Below are 17,332 nucleotides of genomic sequence, written 5' to 3' on the forward strand. Positions count from 1 at the left end.
GTTACCGCCCCCCAGATCCGGCCGGCGGACTCATGCGATAATCGCTGCCATGGACATGACCTCCCGGATGTCGTCCCATTTCGAGGACGCAATCGATACGTTCAGGGCCAGCGCCCGTGAACTCGCGCCCGCCCTGGCGGTCGGCGTCGATCTGTTGTTCGGCGCCCTGACCAACAACGGCCGCGTCCTGGCCTGCGGCAACGGCGGCTCCGCCGCCGACGCCCAGCATTTCATCGCCGAGCTCGTGGGCCGCTTCGAGCGCGACCGCCTGCCCTTGGCGGGCATCGCGCTCAACACCGACACCTCGATCATGACGGCGGTGGGCAACGACTACGGCTTCAACGCGATCTTCGAGCGCCAGGTCAATGCCCTGGGCCAGCCCGGCGACGTGCTCGTGGCCATCACCACCAGCGGCAATTCGCCCAACGTCGTGCGCGCCATCGAGGCGGCGCACGAGCGTGAAATGCAGATCATCGCCCTGACGGGCAAAGGCGGTGGGCAGGTCAACCAGTTGCTCTATGAAACCGACATCCATCTGTGCGTGCCCCATGATCGGACCATGCGCATCCAGGAGGTCCATATCATGCTCCTGCATGCCTTGTGCGACGGCATCGACGCCCTGCTCCTAGGAGACACCCTCTGATGAATCCCGCCCTCTTCATTCCCACCCGCCGGATCGCCCGCTGGGGCCTGTCGATCGCCGTCCTGGCCGCCCTGTCGGGCTGCGGGCTCCTGGTGGTCGGCGGCACCGCGGCGACCACCGCGGTGGTCGCCACCGATCGCCGCACGGCGGGCGAGCAGGTCGACGACCAGACGATCGAACTGCGCGTCGCCAGCGAAATGAACAATGCCTTCGGCGACAAGGCACGCGTCCTGGGCACCGCCTACGCAGGCCGCCTGCTGCTGGTCGGCGACGTCCCGGCCGAGGCGGATCGCGCGCGGGCGGAATCCCTGGCACAGGGCATTGCCAAGGTCACCCACGTCGACAATTACATCCGCGTGGGCGACATCACGCCGCTGTCCGTACGCACCAACGACACCTGGCTGACGTCCAAGGTCAAGGCCCAGCTCGTGCGCACCGAACAGATCCCGTCGCGCACCATCAAGATCACCACCGAGCGCGGCGTGGTCTACCTGATGGGCAAGGTCACCGATGCGGAAGGCCAGCGCGCCGCCACGGTGGCCTCGGGTGTCGAAGGCGTCAACAAAGTCGTAAAATTGTTCCAGATCGTCACCCCGGCCAGCATCGCCGCCGAATCCGGCCAGCCGGCCGCCACTGACGCCTCGACCACGCCCGCCCCCGACCAGCCCACAGCCGACGAGGGCGTGCAAGCCATGCCCGTGAAATGAAAAAGATCCTCATCAGTCTAGTCGCCGTCGTCGCACTGGCCGGCGTCACCCTGTGGCAAGTCCAGGGCTTCGGCGGCCAGCCGGCGCCGCAAGTCACCTTCACCGACCTGCACGGAAAGTCCGTGACGACCGAGGACCTGCGCGGCAAGGTCGTCCTGGTCAAGTTCTGGGCCACCAGCTGCACCACCTGCGTCGCCCAGATGCCGGATACCATCCGCCACTACGAGGCACTCTCGGCGCGCGGCTTCGACACCATCGCGGTGGCCATGCAGTACGATCCGCCCAACTACGTCGTCAACTTCGCCGAAACGCGCAAGCTGCCCTTCCCGGTGGTGATCGACGCCCAGGGCGAGATCGCCCGGGCCTTCGGCGACATCAAGCTCACCCCGACCGCGATCCTGATCGACAAGCAGGGCCACATCATCAAGCGCTACCTGGGCAACTACAACGAACAGGCCTTCCTGGCCACCGTCGAAAAGGCACTCGCATCATGAGCGACCCGCAGGATTCCGGCCTCCATTCCGCAGCAGTGAAGGCCGAGGTGCTGTCCGAAGCCCTGCCCTACATCCGCCGCTTCCACGGCAAGACCGTGGTCATCAAATACGGCGGCAACGCCATGACCGAGGAACCCCTGCAGCGCAGCTTCGCCCACGACGTGGTGCTGCTCAAGCTGGTCGGCCTCAACCCGGTCGTGGTGCACGGCGGCGGGCCGCAGATCAACAGCGCGCTCAAGCGCATCGGCAAGGAAGGCACCTTCATCCAGGGCATGCGCGTCACCGACGCCGAGACCATGGAGGTCGTCGAGTGGGTGCTGGGCGGGCAAGTCCAGCAGGACATCGTCATGATGATCAACGAGGCCGGCGGCAAGGCCGTGGGGCTGACCGGCAAGGACGGCTGCCTGATCGAGGCCCGCAAGAAACTCATGCCCGACCCCGAGCACCCCGGCCAGTGGCTGGACATCGGCTTCGTGGGCGACATCCAGCGCATCGAACCCGCGGTGGTCAAGGCCTTGCAGGACGACCAGTTCATTCCGGTGATCTCGTCCATCGGCTATGGCGACGAGGGCCAGGCCTACAACATCAACGCCGACGTGGTGGCCGGCAAGATGGCCGAGGTGCTGGGGGCGGAAAAGCTCGTCATGCTGACCAACACCCCGGGCGTGCTCGACAAGAACGGCCAGTTGCTGCGCAGCCTGTCGGCGCAGACCATCGACGAACTCTTCAAGGACGGCACGCTCTCGGGCGGCATGCTGCCCAAGATCTCCTCCGCACTGGATGCCGCGCGCTGCGGCGTCAACTCGGTGCATATCATCGATGGCCGGGTGCCGCACTGCCTGCTGCTCGAGATCCTCACCGACCGCGGCGTCGGCACGATGATCCGTTCCCACTGATGCGGCCCGCGCGCGCCCCCAGCGCCCTGCGGCGCTCGCGGGCGGCCGGTCCGCACGACGGCCCGGTCTGGCTGTTCGATCTCGACAATACGCTGCACGACGCCTCGCGCTCGATCTTCCGTCTCATCGACCAGCGCATGAGCCAGGCGGTGGCGACGACCCTGGGCGTGGACCGCGCACAGGCCGATGCGCTGCGCCGCCGATACTGGACGCGCTACGGCGCAACCGCCATCGGCATGGCCCGCCACCACGGCGTGGACATCCATCGTTTTCTCGCCCTCAGCCACGATTTCGAGGTGGCGCCGCTGGTGCATGGCGAAACGGGGCTGGCGCGACGCCTGCGCCGTCTGCCGGGTCGCAAGATCCTGCTGACCAATGCGCCCGCGCACTACGCGCGCCAGGTCCTGTCCACCCTGGGCATCCTGCACGAATTCGACGGCCTGTGGGGCATCGAGGAGATGAACCTGCAGGGCCGTCACAGACCCAAGCCCTCGCGGGCCCTGATGCACCAGATCCTGGCGCGCCTGCGGGTGCCGGCGCACCGCGTGATCCTGATCGAGGACACCCTGGCCAACCTGAAAAGCGCCCATCAGGCGGGCATGCGCACCGTCTACGTCTATCACCCCGGCACGCCGTTCTCGACCCAGCGCCGCGGGCGCGACCTCTACGTCGGCCGGCGCGTCAATGCCCTGGGGCCGCTGCTGACATGGGCGCGCGATGGCCGCATACCGGGCAGCCCGGGTCGCGCCTGAATCGGATCGTGTGCCATTGCATGGCCAAGGCGTCGATCGACAACAGCCGCCCGACCAGGGGCTCGCCCATGCCGGCCAGCAGCTTGATGGCCTCGGCCGCCTGCACGCTGCCCACCATGCCCACCAGGGGACCCAGCACCCCCGTCGTTGCGCAGCGCAGTTCCTGCGCATCGTCGGCTTCGGGAAACAGGCAGTGATAGCAGGGCGCATCGTCCCGACGCAAGTCATAGACGCTGACCTGGCCGGAATAGCGGATGGCCGCGCCCGACACCAGCGGCACGCGGCGGGCGACGCACGCCCGGTTGATCGCATGGCGCGTGGCAAAATTGTCGCAACAATCCAGCACGAGGTCGCAGCCTCCGACGAGCTCGAGCAGCCGCGCGTCGTCCAGACGCTCGACCAGCGTCTCGACGTGGATTTCGGGATTGATCGCCAATAGCGACTCACGGCCCGAATCGGCCTTGGGCCGTCCGATCCGCGCCGTGGTGTGCAGGATCTGGCGCTGCAGGTTGCTGAGCTCGACCACGTCGTCGTCGGCCAGCACCAGGTGCCCCACCCCGGCGGCGGCCAGGTAGGCCGCCGCCGGCGAGCCCAGGCCGCCCGCACCCACGATCAGAACGCGCGCGGCCAACAGCCGCTCCTGGCCTTCGATGCCCAGTTCGTCCAGCAGGATGTGGCGGGCGTAGCGCATCAGCTGCGCATCGCCCATGGGGCGCGTGTCCCTCCCCATCACTGCACCTTGATCAGCCCCTGCGGCGTGATCCGGTAGCGCTCGACGGCGGCGCCGGGATCAATCAGCGTTTTTTTTTCAGCCGGCGGCGCAGTCGGCTCGGCGGCGGCCGGTGTGGCCTTTTCCTGGGAGTCGACGGCGGTGCGGCCATCCTCGGCCTCGGCCCTGGCCCTGGCCTCGCGGACCTGCACCGGGTCGGACTTGAGGACGGGACGGCCCTGCAGCGCATTGATCGCCTGGCGCAATTGCCAGTCGTCCTCGCCGCCGAACTCGAACATCTTGATCTCGCCCTGCACGAAGTCGTCCTCGACGGCCTTGTCGTCGCCGGCGGTGCGCTTGGCATCGGCCTGGTTCTCGAGGTGGTGCTGCAGGTCGACCTCGCGCTGCAGCTGGAACAGGTTGCCTGCCGCGCTGTCGTCGACCAATTGGTCCGGCACCACGCCGGTCAGCTGGATCGAGCGCCCGCTGGGCGTGTAGTAGCGCGCGGTGGTGAGCTTGATGCCGGTATCGTCGCTGAGCTGCAGCACCGATTGCACGGAACCCTTGCCGAACGTCCGGTTGCCGAGGATTCGGGCGCGCTTGTGGTCCTGCAGCGCACCGGCAACGATCTCGGAGGCCGAGGCCGAGCCGACGTTGACCAGCACCACGAGGGGCACCGTGCGCGTCCAGGCCGGCGGTTGGCCGGCGTCGCCCAGGCCGAAGCCGTGCACGCCGCTGAGGCTGCGCGCGTAGAACTCCTCGTTGGAGGACGGAATACGGCCCTTGGTGGAAACCACCAGGCTGCCGGGCTCGAGGAACAGCGAGGACACGCCGATGGCGCCGTCCAGCAAGCCGCCCGGATCATTGCGCAGATCCAGGATCAGGCCCTTGGGCGCCTTCTTGGGCGACAGGCTGGAGAGCATGCGCACCAGATCGCTGGTGGTGCGGTCCTGGAATTGGGTGACGCGGACGTAGGCGATGTCGTCGGCCAGCATTTTGCCGCGTACGCTGCGCGTCTTGATCATCTCGCGCACGATATGGAACTGGAGGGGCTTGGGACTGCCGGCGCGCTGGATCGTCAGGTCGATCGGCGTGCCCGGTTCGCCGCGCATTTTCTTGACCGCGTCGGTGAGCGTCATGCCCTTGGTGGGCTCATCGTCGATCCGCGTGATCAGGTCGCCGGTCAGGATCCCGGCGCGCGCGGCGGGCGTGTCCTCGATGGGCGCAATGACCTTGGGCATGCCGTCCTCGGTGCCGATCTCGATGCCCAGGCCGCCGAAGCCGCCGCGCGTGATGTCCTGCATCTGCTTGTAGGCTTCCTCGTCGAGGTAGGTCGAATGCGGGTCCAGGTCGGCGAACAGGCCCCGGATCGCGTCGTCGATGAGCTGCTGGTCGGAGACCGGCTCGACGTAGCTGGACTTGATGGCCCCGAACACATTGGCGAACTGCTGCAGCCCCTTGAGCGGCAGGGGTTCACCGCGCTGGGCGACAGCGCTGATTCCGAGGCTCACGAGGATGCCCCCGAGGAATCCGACGAGGATCCAGCTCAGCGACCTGACTTTGCGAGTGCTCATGCACGTTCCCGATATGGTTCAGAACCGCCGGGCACCATGCGTTCCCGGCAAAGATTGATGTCGTGTCCCGTGAGTGCGCAACCCTGATGAGGCACGACACTAGATAGTAACGAAATTACAGGGCCGGCGTCATGAAGGCCCGGCCGCCGGGCCTTCAACGGGCCAGCCACAGCTGCGGATTAATGGGCGCGCCTTCGTGGCGCAGTTCGAAATACAGCCCCGGCTCGACCTGTCCGCCGGTGGCGCCGACCCGGGCCACCACGTCCCCGCGCGCAACGACATCCCCCACCTGGCGCAGCAGGCTTTGATTGTAGGCATAGACGCTGAGGTATTTGCGGCCATGGTCGATGATCAGCAGGTTGCCGAAGCCGCTGAGCCAATGGGCGTAGACCACACGCCCCGCCGCCACGGCGCGCACGTCGGTGCCCTGCGCGGCGCGCAGCACGATGCCGCGCCACACGCCGCCGTCGGGCCGCTCGGCCCCGAAGCGCCCCTGGGCCTCACCGTCCACGGGGTACGGCAAGCCCTTGCTCAGGCCCGGGAATCCGTCGGCCGGCACGCTTTCGGCGGATTCGCGCCGTGCCTCGGCGGCCTGTCGCGTCTGCTCGGCCTGTGCGCGCTCCGCCTCGGCGCGTTCGGCCGCCTGCGCCCGGTCGTGCTCGGCCTGGGCCCGCGCCTGCGCCTCGCGATCCTCGCGCGCCTTGGCCTCGCGCATATGCTGCTCGGCCTGTTCGCGCACCTGGCGCGCTCTCTCGGCGGCTTCGCGCGCCTCACGGGCCTCGCGGGCCTTGCGTTCGGCCTCGGCGCGCAACGCGGCCTGGCGCCGCGCCTCGGCCTTGGCAATTTCAGCATCCAGCCCTTCGATCAAATCGCCCAGGCGGGTGTCGCGAGCCTTCAGTTCACGGGCCTGGCCGCGCTGCGCCTGCAATTCGGCCTGGATGCGCTGCAACGTCCGGCGCCGCTCGTCCTGCTGTTCCTCGAGCGCCTTTTTTTGTTCGGCGGTCTCGGCCAGCAGGGTTTCGAGTTCGGCGTGGCGGGCGTCGGTTTGTGCCTGGAGGTCGGCCAGCTTGTCCAGGCTGCGCTGCAGCGCCTCCAAGGCTTGCGTGCGCGCCTTGGAGATGTACGTCAGATAGGCCAGTTCGCGGCCGATCCGCTGCGGATCCTCGCCCGACAGCAGGGCCGTCCAGGGCGACAGGCCGCTGGAATACTGCGCCCGCAGCTGCCGCGCCAGCGCCTCGCGCTGACGATCGAGCTCGACGGTCTGGCCGCTGATGGCGGTCTCGAGATCACGCAGGCTGGCCGCCAGCGACTCGCGACGCCGGTCGAATTCGTCCAGCCTGCGGCTGATGTCCGAGATGGCCTGCTCGGAGGCCTTCAGGGCCTGGCTGGCATCGCGCTGGGACGAGGCGGTGTCCTCGATCCGTTCGCGCAGGTCATCGATCTGCGCGCGCAAGGCAGCGCGTTCCTTGTGCGCCGCCGCCTGGCGGTCGGCCAGCGAGGTCTGGGCCTGCGCGGCTGCCGCAGCCAGGCACAGGGCCGCCCCGAGGCACGCGAGGCGCATGTCAGGCCTTGGCGGCCTTGCCCTGGTTGGCGACCGCCTGCATGGCCGCCTCGATCTGGGCGGCGTCGCCCAGATAGTCGCGACGCACGGGGCGCAGCTCGTCATCCAGTTCGTAGACCAGCGGTTGGCCGGTGGGAATGTTCAGGCCGACGATGTCCTCGTCCGAGACCCCTTCCAGGTGCTTGATCAGCGCCCGCAGGCTGTTGCCGTGCGCCGAGATCAGCACCCGGCGGCCCGAGCGGATCGCCGGCGCGATGGAATCGTTCCAGAACGGCACCACGCGCTCCACGGTATCGCGCAGGCACTCGGTGGCGGGCAGTTGGTCGGCGGGAATGCGCTGGTAGCGCGCATCGAAACGGGGATGGCGCGGGTCGTCCAGCGCCAGAGGGTCGGGGGCGATGGCGTAGGCGCGCCGCCACAGCAGCACCTGCTCCTCGCCATAGCGGGCCGCCGTTTCGGCCTTGTTCAGCCCCTGCAAGGCGCCGTAGTGGCGCTCGTTCAGGCGCCAGCTGAGCCCGATGGGCGTGTGCATGGCGTCCATCGCATCCAGCGCGATCCAGAGCGTGCGGATCGCGCGCTTGAGGACCGAGGAAAAGGCCAGATCGAATTCGTAGCCGCTGGCACGCAGCAGTTCGCCCGCCTGGCGCGCCTGCTCGCGGCCGGTCTGGGTCAGGTCCACGTCGGTCCAGCCGGTGAAGCGATTTTCAAGATTCCACTGGCTTTCGCCATGGCGCATGAGTACGAGTTTGTGCATGTCCGAACAGCCCCGAACGGGCCCCGAAGTTGAAAACTGCCGTCCATTTTATAATCCCCCGGCATACAATTTGTTTTGACCCTTGTTACAGGATCGACCGTGGATTTTCTACTCAGCCAGAACAACCTCTGGATATTGCTCATCGCCCTGGCGTCCGGCGGCTTGCTGCTCTGGCCCAGCCTCTCGCGCGGGCGGCCGGGCGGGCGCATCGCGCTCAACGACGCCGTCCAGCAAGTCAACCGCGAACATGGCCTGTTCATCGACTTGCGGCCGGCCGAACAATTCAAGGCGGGCAGCATCCCCCAATCGCGCAACGTCCCCATGGCCGACCTCGAGTCGCAGGTCGCCAGCCTGCCCAAGGACAAGCCCCTGATCCTCGTGGACGGCCAGGGCCGCGACGCCCAGCGCGCCCTGGCCAGCCTGCGCAAGCACGGCTTCGATCGGGTATCCTCGCTGGAAGGCGGCGTGAACGGCTGGGTCCAGGCCGGCATGCCGCTCAAGAAGTCCTGACGTCGCCGAGGATCCCCCATGCCCCAGGTCACCATGTACTGCACCGCAGTATGTCCGTATTGCATCCGCGCCGAGGCGCTGCTGCGGCAGCGCGGCGTCGCGGACATCCACAAGATCCACATCGATCGTGATCCGGCGCAGCGCGCCGTGATGATGGAACGCACCGGCCGGCGCACCGTACCCCAGATCTACATCGACGACCGCCACGTCGGCGGCTACGACGATCTGGCCGCACTGGACCGCGCCGGCGGCCTGCTGCCTCTATTGCAGCCCGCTTGACTCACCCCTTACAGGAAACCACATGTCTGAAAACCAGGGAAACCAGGGTAACCAGGACGGCCAGGCCCCCAGCTTCGGCCTGCAACGCACCTACGTCAAGGATCTGTCGCTCGAGATGCCCAACGCGCCGGCCATTTTCCTCGAGCAGGAAGGCCCGACCGTCGAGGTCTCGATCCAGGTCGGCGGCCAGCGCCTGGCCGAGACCGTCTTCGAATCGGTGGTCACGGCCACCGTCACCACCCGCATCGGGGACAAGGTCCTGTACCTGGTGGAACTCAGCCAGGGCGGGATCTTCGAGGCCGCCAACATCCCGGAGGAACAGCTCGATCCCCTGCTGGGCATCGTCTGCCCCACCATGCTGTACCCGTACCTGCGCGCCAATATCGCCGACGCGATCACGCGCACCTCGATGCCGCCGCTGCACCTGGCCGAGATGAATTTCCAGGCTTTGTACGAGCAGCGCCTGGCGCAGGCCGCCGGCGAACAGGCTTCCGAGAAACCGGACTCGGGCCTGATCCTGCCCCCGGGCGCACGCAACTAGGACGGGCATCGCCATGGCCCGGGTCCACGTCAGCGTGCTGGGGGCCGGCGCCTGGGGCACCGCCCTGGCCGCGCTGGCCAGCGCCCGGGCCGATGTGCTGTTGTGGGCGCGCGCCCCCGAGGTCGCGGACGCCATCGGCCGGGCGCGGCGCAATCCACGTCATCTGTCGGACATCGAACTCCCCTCGGCCCTGCGCGCCACCGCCGACCTGGACGCCGCGCTGGACCACGTGCTCGACGCACCCGGCCCGGGCCTGATCGTCCTGGGGGTGCCCATGGCCGGGCTGGCGGACATCTGCGCGCAACTGGCATCCGCCCTGCCCGCACAGCGCGACAGGCCTTTGCACCTGCTGTGGACCTGCAAGGGCATCGATCCCGACACGCTGCAACTGCCCCATCAAATCATCGCCGGGCACCTGCCGCGGCGGCCCTGGCTGCACGCAGGCGTGCTGTCGGGCCCCTCGTTCGCGCGCGAGGTTGCCCAGGGCCTGCCGGTCGCCCTCACCCTGGCCGCCGGGGATCCAGGCACCGGCACGGTCTGCCAGGCGGCCTACCATGGCGTCCAGGCGCGCATCTATACCACGCCGGACATCGTCGGGGTCGAGGTCGGCGGTGCACTGAAGAACGTCATGGCCATCGCCTGCGGAATCTCGGATGGCCTACGGCTGGGCACCAACGCGCGCGCCGCCCTGATCACCCGGGGCCTGGCCGAGATCCAGCGCCTGGGCATCGCCCTGGGTGGCCAGGCGGATACCTTTTCCGGGCTGGCGGGGCTGGGCGACCTGGTCCTGACGGCCACCGGGGGCCTGTCGCGCAACCGGCAGGTGGGCGTCGCCGTGGGCGAGGGCCGCCGCCTCGAGGACATCCTGGCGGGCGGCATGACCGCCGAGGGCGTGCGCTGCGCACGCGCGGCGCTCGAACTGGGCAGCCGCCACGCCCTGGATCTGCCGATCACCGAGATCGTCTGCCGCGTGCTGTTCGACGGCCTGGCGCCGCGCGAGGCGGTGGCGGCGCTGCTCACGCGCGAGCCGCGGCCCGAATGACCGCGGCCTAGGGCCTGTTCACACTAAACCCCGCCGGCGTATCCCGCCTGGCGCCACGCCTCGAATACCGTCACCGCCACCGCGTTCGACAGGTTCAGGCTGCGCTGCCGCGGCATCATCGGCAGGCGCATGCGCTGCGCCTCGGGAAAGAAGGCCAGTTGCGCCTGCGACAAGCCCGCGGTTTCCCGGCCGAACACAAACACGTCGCCCACGCGCAGCGGCTGATCGCCGATCAGCGCCGCGCCGTGCGTCGTCATGGCAAAGCGGCGCGCCGGGTCCGCGCCGATGGCATCCAGGGCGCCGGCCAGGTCATCGTGCACCCGCATCCGCGCCCACTCGTGATAGTCCAGCCCGGCGCGCCGCAGCCGCGCGTCATCCAGCACGAACCCCAAGGGCCGCACCAGGTGCAGGGTTGCCCCGGTGTTGGCCGCAAGGCGGATGACATTGCCCGTGTTGGGCGGGATTTCCGGCTCGACCAGAACGATATGGAACATGAAGGGCACACCTTTTTTACGATTTCAATCCATGCGATCCCGGGCGGCCGCGGCCGGCCGCGCCGCAGCCGCCACGGCGCGCGCCAACACCAGGCCGGTGACGCTGGCCGCACCGGCGGCCTTGAGCGCGCGCGCGATCCCGTCCAGGGTGCTGCCCGTCGTCAGCACGTCATCGACCACGGCGACATGGCAGCCCTCGGGCACGGCCCCGCAACGGTAGGCCCCGCGTTGGGCGGCGCGGCGCGCCGCGCGATCCAGCAGGGCCTGTTTGGCGCCCTCCCCCGTGCGCCAGAGCATGCCCGGCCGGCAGCGCAGCCCCAGGCGCGGGGCCAAGGCCCGGGCCACCTCGGCTGCGGGACTGAAGCCCCGGCGCAGGATCGCCTCGCGCCGCGCGGGCACCGGCACCAGGATTGTAGACCTCGGCAGGGGTGCATCCGCATCCGCCACGGCCTCGGCCAGCAGGCCCGCCAGGACGCCGGACAGGTCGAACCGCCGGCGCGCCTTGTACAGCAGGATCAAGTCGCGGCCCTCGGCCTCGTAGTCGAAGGCCGCCACCACCCGGTCGAAGGCCGGCGGCCGCAGGCTGCAGTCCAGGCAGACGGCATCCGCCAGCCGTTGCGCACACAGCGGACAGCGCCGCGCCCCCGCCCGGATCGGCACCGGCCGGCATGCGGCACAGGGCCGTCCGCCCCGGGCACGGACGCCGCAACGCGGACAATCGGTGGGCACCCGGGCCAGCAGCGCGCGCGCACCGATGCCGCCCAGACATCCCAGGCGTTCGCGCCATCGGGCCGTATCCAGCATAATGTCACCTCCCCGCGATCGATCCGGACATCTGAACACAGCACGCCGGGACGCGGACACCCCTCTTGATCCGACATGTCACAGCTTCCCCGCCTGCCCATCGATCCCGCCGCCGTCAGCCGGCAGTTCGCCCGGCGCAGCCCCCTGGACGCCGCCCAATTCCTGTATGGGGAAATCGCCCAGCGCATGCTGCAGCGCCTCAGCTACATCCGCATCCAGCCCAAGGACATCCTGGATGCGGGCTGCGGCGCCGCGCATGCGCTCGATCCCCTGCGCGCCCGCTATCCGGACCAGCGATACACCGGGCTGGACGCCTGCGGGACATTGCTGGATACCGCGCGCGCGCGCTACGCGGCCAAACCGGGGTTCTGGCACAAGCTGCGCAACAAGCCCACGCCGACGCCGGGCTTCGTCCAGGCCGACCTCGCGGACACCGGCCTGCTCGACGAAAGCCTCGACCTGGTCTGGTCGAACCTGGCCCTGCATTGGCATCCCGAACCGCACCTGGTGCTGCAGGAATGGCGCCGCATCCTCAGGATCGACGGCCTGGCCATGTATTCCAGCCTCGGCCCCGGCACCTTCAAGGAATTGCGCGAGGCCGTCGACGAGGCCGGCCTGGGGACGCACACCATGGAATTCGTCGACATGCACGACTTCGGCGATCTCATGATTCAGGTCGGATTCGCCGATCCGGTGATGGACCAGGAAATCATCACCCTGACCTACCGCAGCGCGGACAAACTGCTGGAGGACGTCCGCAACCTGGGCGGCAATCCGCATCCCGAACGGCGCGTCGGCGCCGCCGGCCGGCAATGGCGGGCGCGCTTGATCCAGGCGCTGGAGCGCCGGCGCCACGCGGACGGCACCATCCATCTGAGCCTCGAGGTCGCCTACGGCCACGCCTGGCGCGCCGCCGCGCGCCGCGGCCCGTTCGGCGACCTGCCGGTGACCACCTTCAAGCGATCACAAGCCTTGGAGTCCGGCAAGCCGCCCCCGCGCGTGGTGCCGCGCAAACCCGACCAAAAGGATTAGGGCCTGCACGTCTTTCGGGGGGTCTGAAAAAAATAGACTCGCTTTTCATGGTCTGACCTGTATAATCCGACTAGTTGGTCGAATCTACCAACTAGTCGGATTATATGTTGATCTGCAAATGATGCAGGTGAATCGCAACCCCCTTGAAAGGAAGATCCATGACAAACGCCAAACCATACGCGGACATCCAGGCCATCCGGGACACGATCGATGCCGTGCGCCAGCAACCCGAACTGGGCAAAGTGACCTTCAACATGAAAAGCCGATCCTCGGGCGGCCTGGCGGTGACCACCCGCACCGGCCCACTGACCCAGAACGGCCAGGCCGACGGCAGCCGATCCGGGAAATTTTCTCTGGTCAGCGACGAGCCGGTCGCGCTACTGGGCACCGACACCGGTGCCAGCCCTGCAGAATATGCCCTGAAGGCCCTCGCCGGCTGCTACGCCGTCACCCTGGCGTCAATGGCCGCCAGCCAAGGCATCGAGCTCGACGGCCTGGAACTCGACCTGAACTTCGACATCGACCTCAATGGCTTCCTGGGGCTCGACGATACAGTACGCAAAGGCGCGCAAGCCATCCGCGTCGACGTCAAGCTGGACAGCGCATCCGCCAGCCGCGAACAGTTGGAAGCTCTGGTAAACGACCTGCCGAGCCATTCACCCCTCCACGACACCCTGGCCAACCCGGTGAACGTATCCGCCCAGCTTGTCTGACTGACCGGAGCCCGGCGCTGTGACTCGCAGAGACTAAAATGGCGCCGTCTCGTTCAACAGGAAAGATCATGGCCCCGCAACCCGCCGACTCCGGCACGACATCCGGCACCCAGGCGCCCGTGCGCCTGGCACCCATCGGCGGCGGGATGATCGAGAAACTGCTGGATGCCGCCCAGGCGCTCATCCAGCAAAAAGGATACAACGGGTTTTCCTACGACGACGTGTCGCGCATGGTCGGCCTGAAGAAACCAAGCATCCACCATTATTTTCCCCGCAAAGAGGACCTCGGTGCATCAGTCGCCCAGCGCTACGCCGATCGCGTCGAGGCCCGCCTCGCGGACATCGACGCCAGCGGCGACGATGCGGCGCGGCGACTGGGCGGGTACCTGCAACTGTTCTTCGACACCTACGGCCCGTCGCGCCGAATCTGCCCCTGCGGCATCCTCGGTGCCGAAATGGACGCCCTGCCGCCGCCCGTGGCCCAGGCCGCTCATCGGTTCTTTCGTGCCAACCTCGCATGGCTGACCGTACTTCTGACCGACGGCCGCCAAACCGGAACGCTCGCGTATGAAGGTCCAGCAGCCGACATGGCCATGCTGCTGCTGTCCACGCTCGAAGGCGCCATGATCGTCGGCCGAGGGCTGGGCGACACCGATACGCTGAATCAGGTGGGCGCCACGATACTGCGGAACTTGCGGGCCGCGTCGGCGCTCGCGTAATTCAGGCTTCCGAGGACACGACGCCCGACGCGCTGTCGGCCGCAGCCTGCCCGCCCTTGGCCTGCCGCCTGGCCAGGTTCTCGATGACCGACTGCTGCGCATTATGGATATGGGCACGCGCCAGGGATTCCGCCTTGTCGGCGTCGCCGGCAAGGATAGTATTCACCAGTTCCTCGTGCCCGGCGATCAGCGCATCGGTGCTGGCCATGGCGCGATTGGTCGACATCACGTAATAAATCAGGATTGACTGGCTCAGCAGCTCGAAAAATGCCAGCAGGCGCTTGTGCCCGGAGAGCACCGTGATCGTCCTGTGTATCCCCAGGTCCGCCTCTGCGACATCCCTGCGGTTGCCCTCGCGCAAGGCGTCGTGCAGGGCCTGCATGGCGCTTTGGAGCGCGGCACGTCCTGCCGGGCCGATGCGTTCGGCCGCCAGCCGCGCCGCCAGGCCCTCAAGGTAATACCGCAGGCTGTAGAGCTCGATCGCGTCCTCGTCGGAGAGCTCGGCAATTTCCCACCCGCTGTACGGACGCTGCACGACCAGGCCGTCGGCGGCCAGCCGCTGGAAGGCGGTGCGCACGGTCGAGCGGGACAAGCCGATTTCCGCAGCCAGGCCGACTTCCGTGATGCGCGTGCCCGGCGTCAACCGCCCCTCGATGACCGCCTCCCTGACCCAATCCGCCGCCTGCCGGTCAAGGCTCCTTTTGTCAATGATCATGTGTTTCAGGCGCGCCAAATCGTGCCTCCAAGCTGATTATTTAGTCTACCAGCGATTCGCTCTCGACCTGTTCTCTACGGGTAATCACCAATTGAGGGTATCGATACGTAACTGCCAGAATTAGTTAACTGTTATTTGTTAACAATTATACAACACAAGGAGCGAAGTACATGAAAATCGAGGCCGTGGATGTCCTGTCTTGCGACGCTGGATGGCGAAACTACAACTTCCTGAAGCTCACAACGGACACCGGCATCGTCGGCTGGAGCGAATTCGACGAGGCTTACGGACCGCCCGGGCTGTCCACCGTGATCCGGCAGTACATCCCCCAGGTCATCGGCCAGTCGGTTCTCGACCACGAGGCGATCTACGGCCGCCTGGCGTCCACCATGCGGCCCGCGCCCTACGGCATGACCACGGAAGTCCTGGGCGCTCTGGAAAACGCCATGCTCGACGCCAAAGCGAAGGCGCTGGGCGTGCCCTGCTACCAATTGCTGGGGGGCAAGCACCGCGATACGGTACCGATCTATTGGTCCCACTGCGCCACTTGGCGCATCAACCACCCGACACTGTACAAGCCGGCCATCAAGGATCTGGACGATGTCAAGAAGGCGGGTGAGGACGCCCGCGCCGCAGGGCACTCGGCCGTCAAGACGAACCTATTCATCCACGGCGACGGCCCGGTGCGCCAATGGATGGCCGGCTTCGGCGTCCCCTATCAGCCAGCGCTGAACATCGAGCCAAAACTCATCCGCAGCGTCCGCAGCCATCTGGAGGCGCTGCGCGACGGCATCGGCCCTGACATCCAGCTCATGATCGACCTGAACTTCAATGCGCGCACCGAGGGCTATGTCCAACTGGTGCGTGCTCTGCAGGACTTCGATTTCCTGTGGGTCGAACTCGACCTATACAACCCCGAGGCCCTTGCCTATATCAGGCAGCAAAGCCGCAGCCCCATCGCATCCCTGGAAACCTTGTTCGGGGTGCGCCAGTTCCTGCCGTACTTCCAGCAGCAGGCCATCGACGTCGCCATCGTGGACGCCGTCTGGAACGGCGCATGGCAATCGATGAAAATCGCCAATACCGCCGATGCCTTCGACGTGAATATCGCGCCCCATAACTTCTACAGCCACCTGGCGACGATGATGAACGTGCACTTCGCGGCCGCGGCGCCCAACCTGCGCATCATGGAAAACGACGTCGACCGGCTTGCGTGGGACGATGAAATATTCGATTATCCCCCGGTCATCCGCAACGGCGCCATCGACGTCCCCGATCGGCCGGGCTGGGGTATCGAGCCCAACGAAGAAGCCCTGAAAGCCCATCCGGCCAAGGAAAGAAAGGGCTATCTGGGGCTCTAATTCTGGTCCCATCACGAATGCACTCCCCGAACAACCTCGTCAACAACACCATCAATCGACATGACGCACTCCAAAGATGCAAGACCCAAAGTAGTCATCGCCGACTCCGTCGCGCCCGACCAGGACGTCGAGCGCAGAATACTGGAACCCTTGGCCGAGGTCGTCGTCGTGCCCTTCGGAGACGCGGACGCGTTGCACGCCGAACTGCGCGACGCGGACGCAGTCCTGGGCTGCTACACGAAGTTCACCGATGACATGGTGCGCTCGATGACCAAGTGCAGGATCATGGCGCGCTCGGGCATCGGGGTGGACACCATTCCCATGCAGATCGCCACGGAAAAGGGAATCATCGTCACCAACGTGCCCGATTACTGCATCGACGAAGTGGCGGACCACGCCATGGCGCTGATGCTCTCACTCGTGCGGCGCATCGACGGACTGGCACAATCCGTGCGCGCCGGCACGTGGGACTACCGGACCGTCGGCAAGGTGCGTCGCCTCGCAGGGCTGCGGCTCGGCTTGGTGGGCTTCGGCAATATCGCACAGGCCGTGGCACGCCGTGCCCAGGCATTCAAGCTGGATCTGCTCGTGCACGACCCATACGTCGACCGGAAAACACTGGACGACTGGGGCGCCCAGGGGTGCGAGCTGGACACACTGCTCTCGCAAGCGGACATCGTGAGCCTGCACGTTCCCCTCAATCAGAAAACGCAACACCTGATCGCCGACCGGACCCTTGGACTCATGAAGCCAGACGCCTTCCTGGTCAATACGTCCCGAGGGGGGCTGGTGGATTTCGCCGCCGTGCGCAAGGCCCTGGAGCAGGGACGCCTCGCGGGCGCCGCACTGGACGTGCTGGAGCAGGAACCGCCGGCGGATGTCAAGAAAGCCGCCGCCGTGCCCAACCTGCTGCTGACGCCGCATGCGGCTTTCAACTCGGAAGAAGCAACCCTGGAACTGCGCGAAAAATCCGCCACTGAGATCGCCCGGGTGCTGCGCGGCGAAAAACCCCGCTACCAAGTCAACCGATAA

At 67.2% G+C, this 17,332-nt stretch carries 21 protein-coding genes; 14 read left to right on the forward strand and 7 right to left on the reverse strand.

Features of this window, described 5'->3' with window-relative positions; genetic code table 11:
- Positions 1-49: 49 nt before the first annotated feature.
- From OOZ48_RS05895 to OOZ48_RS05915, 5 genes are read left to right on the forward strand one after another with little or no spacing between them, the layout of a single operon-like run.
- Positions 50-643 carry a phosphoheptose isomerase gene (locus tag OOZ48_RS05895; protein ID WP_269496532.1) on the forward strand — a complete coding sequence of 198 codons (594 nt, stop codon included), beginning with the start codon at positions 50-52 and terminating at the stop codon, positions 641-643.
- A complete protein-coding gene (locus tag OOZ48_RS05900) occupies positions 643-1,350 on the forward strand; it encodes a BON domain-containing protein (protein ID WP_269496533.1) in 708 nt (235 codons plus the stop codon). Before OOZ48_RS05895 ends, OOZ48_RS05900 begins: the two co-directional genes overlap by 1 nt.
- Positions 1,347-1,844: a peroxiredoxin family protein gene (locus OOZ48_RS05905; protein WP_269496534.1), complete on the forward strand. Its 498-nt coding sequence runs from the start codon at positions 1,347-1,349 to the stop codon at positions 1,842-1,844. Before OOZ48_RS05900 ends, OOZ48_RS05905 begins: the two co-directional genes overlap by 4 nt.
- Positions 1,841-2,740, forward strand: a complete 900-nt coding sequence (argB, locus tag OOZ48_RS05910) for an acetylglutamate kinase (protein ID WP_269496535.1) — start codon at positions 1,841-1,843, stop codon at positions 2,738-2,740. The genes OOZ48_RS05905 and argB overlap by 4 nt, the downstream gene beginning before the upstream one ends.
- Entirely contained in the window at positions 2,740-3,492 is a 753-nt protein-coding gene (locus tag OOZ48_RS05915) for a pyrimidine 5'-nucleotidase (protein WP_269496536.1), read from the forward strand. The genes argB and OOZ48_RS05915 overlap by 1 nt, the downstream gene beginning before the upstream one ends.
- Here the strand turns inward: OOZ48_RS05915 and OOZ48_RS05920 are convergent.
- The 4 genes from OOZ48_RS05920 to gpmA form a co-directional block, all read right to left on the reverse strand.
- Positions 3,422-4,201: a HesA/MoeB/ThiF family protein gene (locus tag OOZ48_RS05920; protein WP_269496537.1), complete on the reverse strand. Its 780-nt coding sequence runs from the start codon at positions 4,199-4,201 to the stop codon at positions 3,422-3,424. The two genes, OOZ48_RS05915 and OOZ48_RS05920, sit on opposite strands and share 71 nt — an antisense overlap.
- A gap of 20 nt (positions 4,202-4,221) precedes the next feature.
- Entirely contained in the window at positions 4,222-5,775 is a 1,554-nt protein-coding gene (locus OOZ48_RS05925) for a S41 family peptidase (protein WP_269496538.1), read from the reverse strand.
- A 154-nt stretch (positions 5,776-5,929) separates the two neighbouring features.
- A complete protein-coding gene (locus tag OOZ48_RS05930; RefSeq protein ID WP_269496539.1) occupies positions 5,930-7,336 on the reverse strand; it encodes a murein hydrolase activator EnvC family protein in 1,407 nt (468 codons plus the stop codon).
- 1 nt (position 7,337) lies between these two features.
- Positions 7,338-8,090 (reverse strand): 2,3-diphosphoglycerate-dependent phosphoglycerate mutase, encoded by a 753-nt coding sequence (gene gpmA / locus OOZ48_RS05935; protein WP_269496540.1) that lies wholly within the window; start codon positions 8,088-8,090, stop codon positions 7,338-7,340.
- Between the two features lie 99 nt (positions 8,091-8,189).
- On the opposite strand from gpmA, the gene OOZ48_RS05940 reads away from it, so the two are divergent.
- Genes OOZ48_RS05940 through OOZ48_RS05955 form a run of 4 tightly spaced genes read left to right on the forward strand, consistent with a single transcriptional unit; the run spans position 8,190 to position 10,462 of the window.
- Complete coding sequence (locus OOZ48_RS05940; protein ID WP_269496541.1) at positions 8,190-8,600, forward strand: rhodanese-like domain-containing protein; 411 nt, start codon at positions 8,190-8,192, stop codon at positions 8,598-8,600.
- 18 nt (positions 8,601-8,618) lie between these two features.
- Positions 8,619-8,879 (forward strand): glutaredoxin 3, encoded by a 261-nt coding sequence (grxC, locus tag OOZ48_RS05945; protein ID WP_269496543.1) that lies wholly within the window; start codon positions 8,619-8,621, stop codon positions 8,877-8,879.
- 22 nt (positions 8,880-8,901) lie between these two features.
- Positions 8,902-9,420: a protein-export chaperone SecB gene (gene secB / locus OOZ48_RS05950; RefSeq protein ID WP_269496545.1), complete on the forward strand. Its 519-nt coding sequence runs from the start codon at positions 8,902-8,904 to the stop codon at positions 9,418-9,420.
- A gap of 13 nt (positions 9,421-9,433) precedes the next feature.
- Positions 9,434-10,462, forward strand: a complete 1,029-nt coding sequence (locus OOZ48_RS05955; protein ID WP_442867542.1) for an NAD(P)H-dependent glycerol-3-phosphate dehydrogenase — start codon at positions 9,434-9,436, stop codon at positions 10,460-10,462.
- 23 nt (positions 10,463-10,485) lie between these two features.
- Here the strand turns inward: OOZ48_RS05955 and OOZ48_RS05960 are convergent, their stop codons facing one another.
- Both OOZ48_RS05960 and OOZ48_RS05965 read right to left on the reverse strand, forming a co-directional pair.
- Positions 10,486-10,956, reverse strand: a complete 471-nt coding sequence (locus tag OOZ48_RS05960) for a tRNA (cytidine(34)-2'-O)-methyltransferase (RefSeq protein ID WP_269496547.1) — start codon at positions 10,954-10,956, stop codon at positions 10,486-10,488.
- A 24-nt stretch (positions 10,957-10,980) separates the two neighbouring features.
- Positions 10,981-11,760, reverse strand: coding sequence for a ComF family protein (locus OOZ48_RS05965; protein WP_269496549.1), 780 nt, complete (start codon positions 11,758-11,760; stop codon positions 10,981-10,983).
- 75 nt (positions 11,761-11,835) lie between these two features.
- On the opposite strand from OOZ48_RS05965, the gene OOZ48_RS05970 reads away from it, so the two are divergent.
- The 3 genes from OOZ48_RS05970 (at position 11,836) to OOZ48_RS05980 (ending at position 14,224) form a co-directional block, all read left to right on the forward strand.
- Positions 11,836-12,792 (forward strand): methyltransferase domain-containing protein, encoded by a 957-nt coding sequence (locus tag OOZ48_RS05970; RefSeq protein ID WP_269496550.1) that lies wholly within the window; start codon positions 11,836-11,838, stop codon positions 12,790-12,792.
- A gap of 158 nt (positions 12,793-12,950) precedes the next feature.
- A complete protein-coding gene (locus OOZ48_RS05975) occupies positions 12,951-13,505 on the forward strand; it encodes an OsmC family protein (protein ID WP_269496552.1) in 555 nt (184 codons plus the stop codon).
- A 68-nt stretch (positions 13,506-13,573) separates the two neighbouring features.
- Positions 13,574-14,224 (forward strand): TetR/AcrR family transcriptional regulator, encoded by a 651-nt coding sequence (locus OOZ48_RS05980; RefSeq protein WP_269496554.1) that lies wholly within the window; start codon positions 13,574-13,576, stop codon positions 14,222-14,224.
- A 1-nt stretch (position 14,225) separates the two neighbouring features.
- Here OOZ48_RS05980 and OOZ48_RS05985 read toward each other — a convergent pair whose 3' ends face one another.
- On the reverse strand, positions 14,226-14,939 hold the full coding sequence (locus OOZ48_RS05985) for a GntR family transcriptional regulator (RefSeq protein ID WP_269496556.1): 714 nt from the start codon (positions 14,937-14,939) through the stop codon (positions 14,226-14,228).
- Positions 14,940-15,109: 170 nt separating this feature from the next.
- Here OOZ48_RS05985 and OOZ48_RS05990 point away from each other — a divergent pair, with 170 nt between their 5' ends.
- Together OOZ48_RS05990 and OOZ48_RS05995 are read left to right on the forward strand one after the other, a co-directional pair.
- Positions 15,110-16,300 carry a mandelate racemase/muconate lactonizing enzyme family protein gene (locus OOZ48_RS05990; protein ID WP_269496558.1) on the forward strand — a complete coding sequence of 397 codons (1,191 nt, stop codon included), beginning with the start codon at positions 15,110-15,112 and terminating at the stop codon, positions 16,298-16,300.
- A 60-nt stretch (positions 16,301-16,360) separates the two neighbouring features.
- Complete coding sequence (locus tag OOZ48_RS05995) at positions 16,361-17,332, forward strand: C-terminal binding protein (protein ID WP_269496561.1); 972 nt, start codon at positions 16,361-16,363, stop codon at positions 17,330-17,332.

The organism is Castellaniella sp. S9, from assembly GCF_027257175.1.
Classification (GTDB): domain Bacteria; phylum Pseudomonadota; class Gammaproteobacteria; order Burkholderiales; family Burkholderiaceae_B; genus Castellaniella.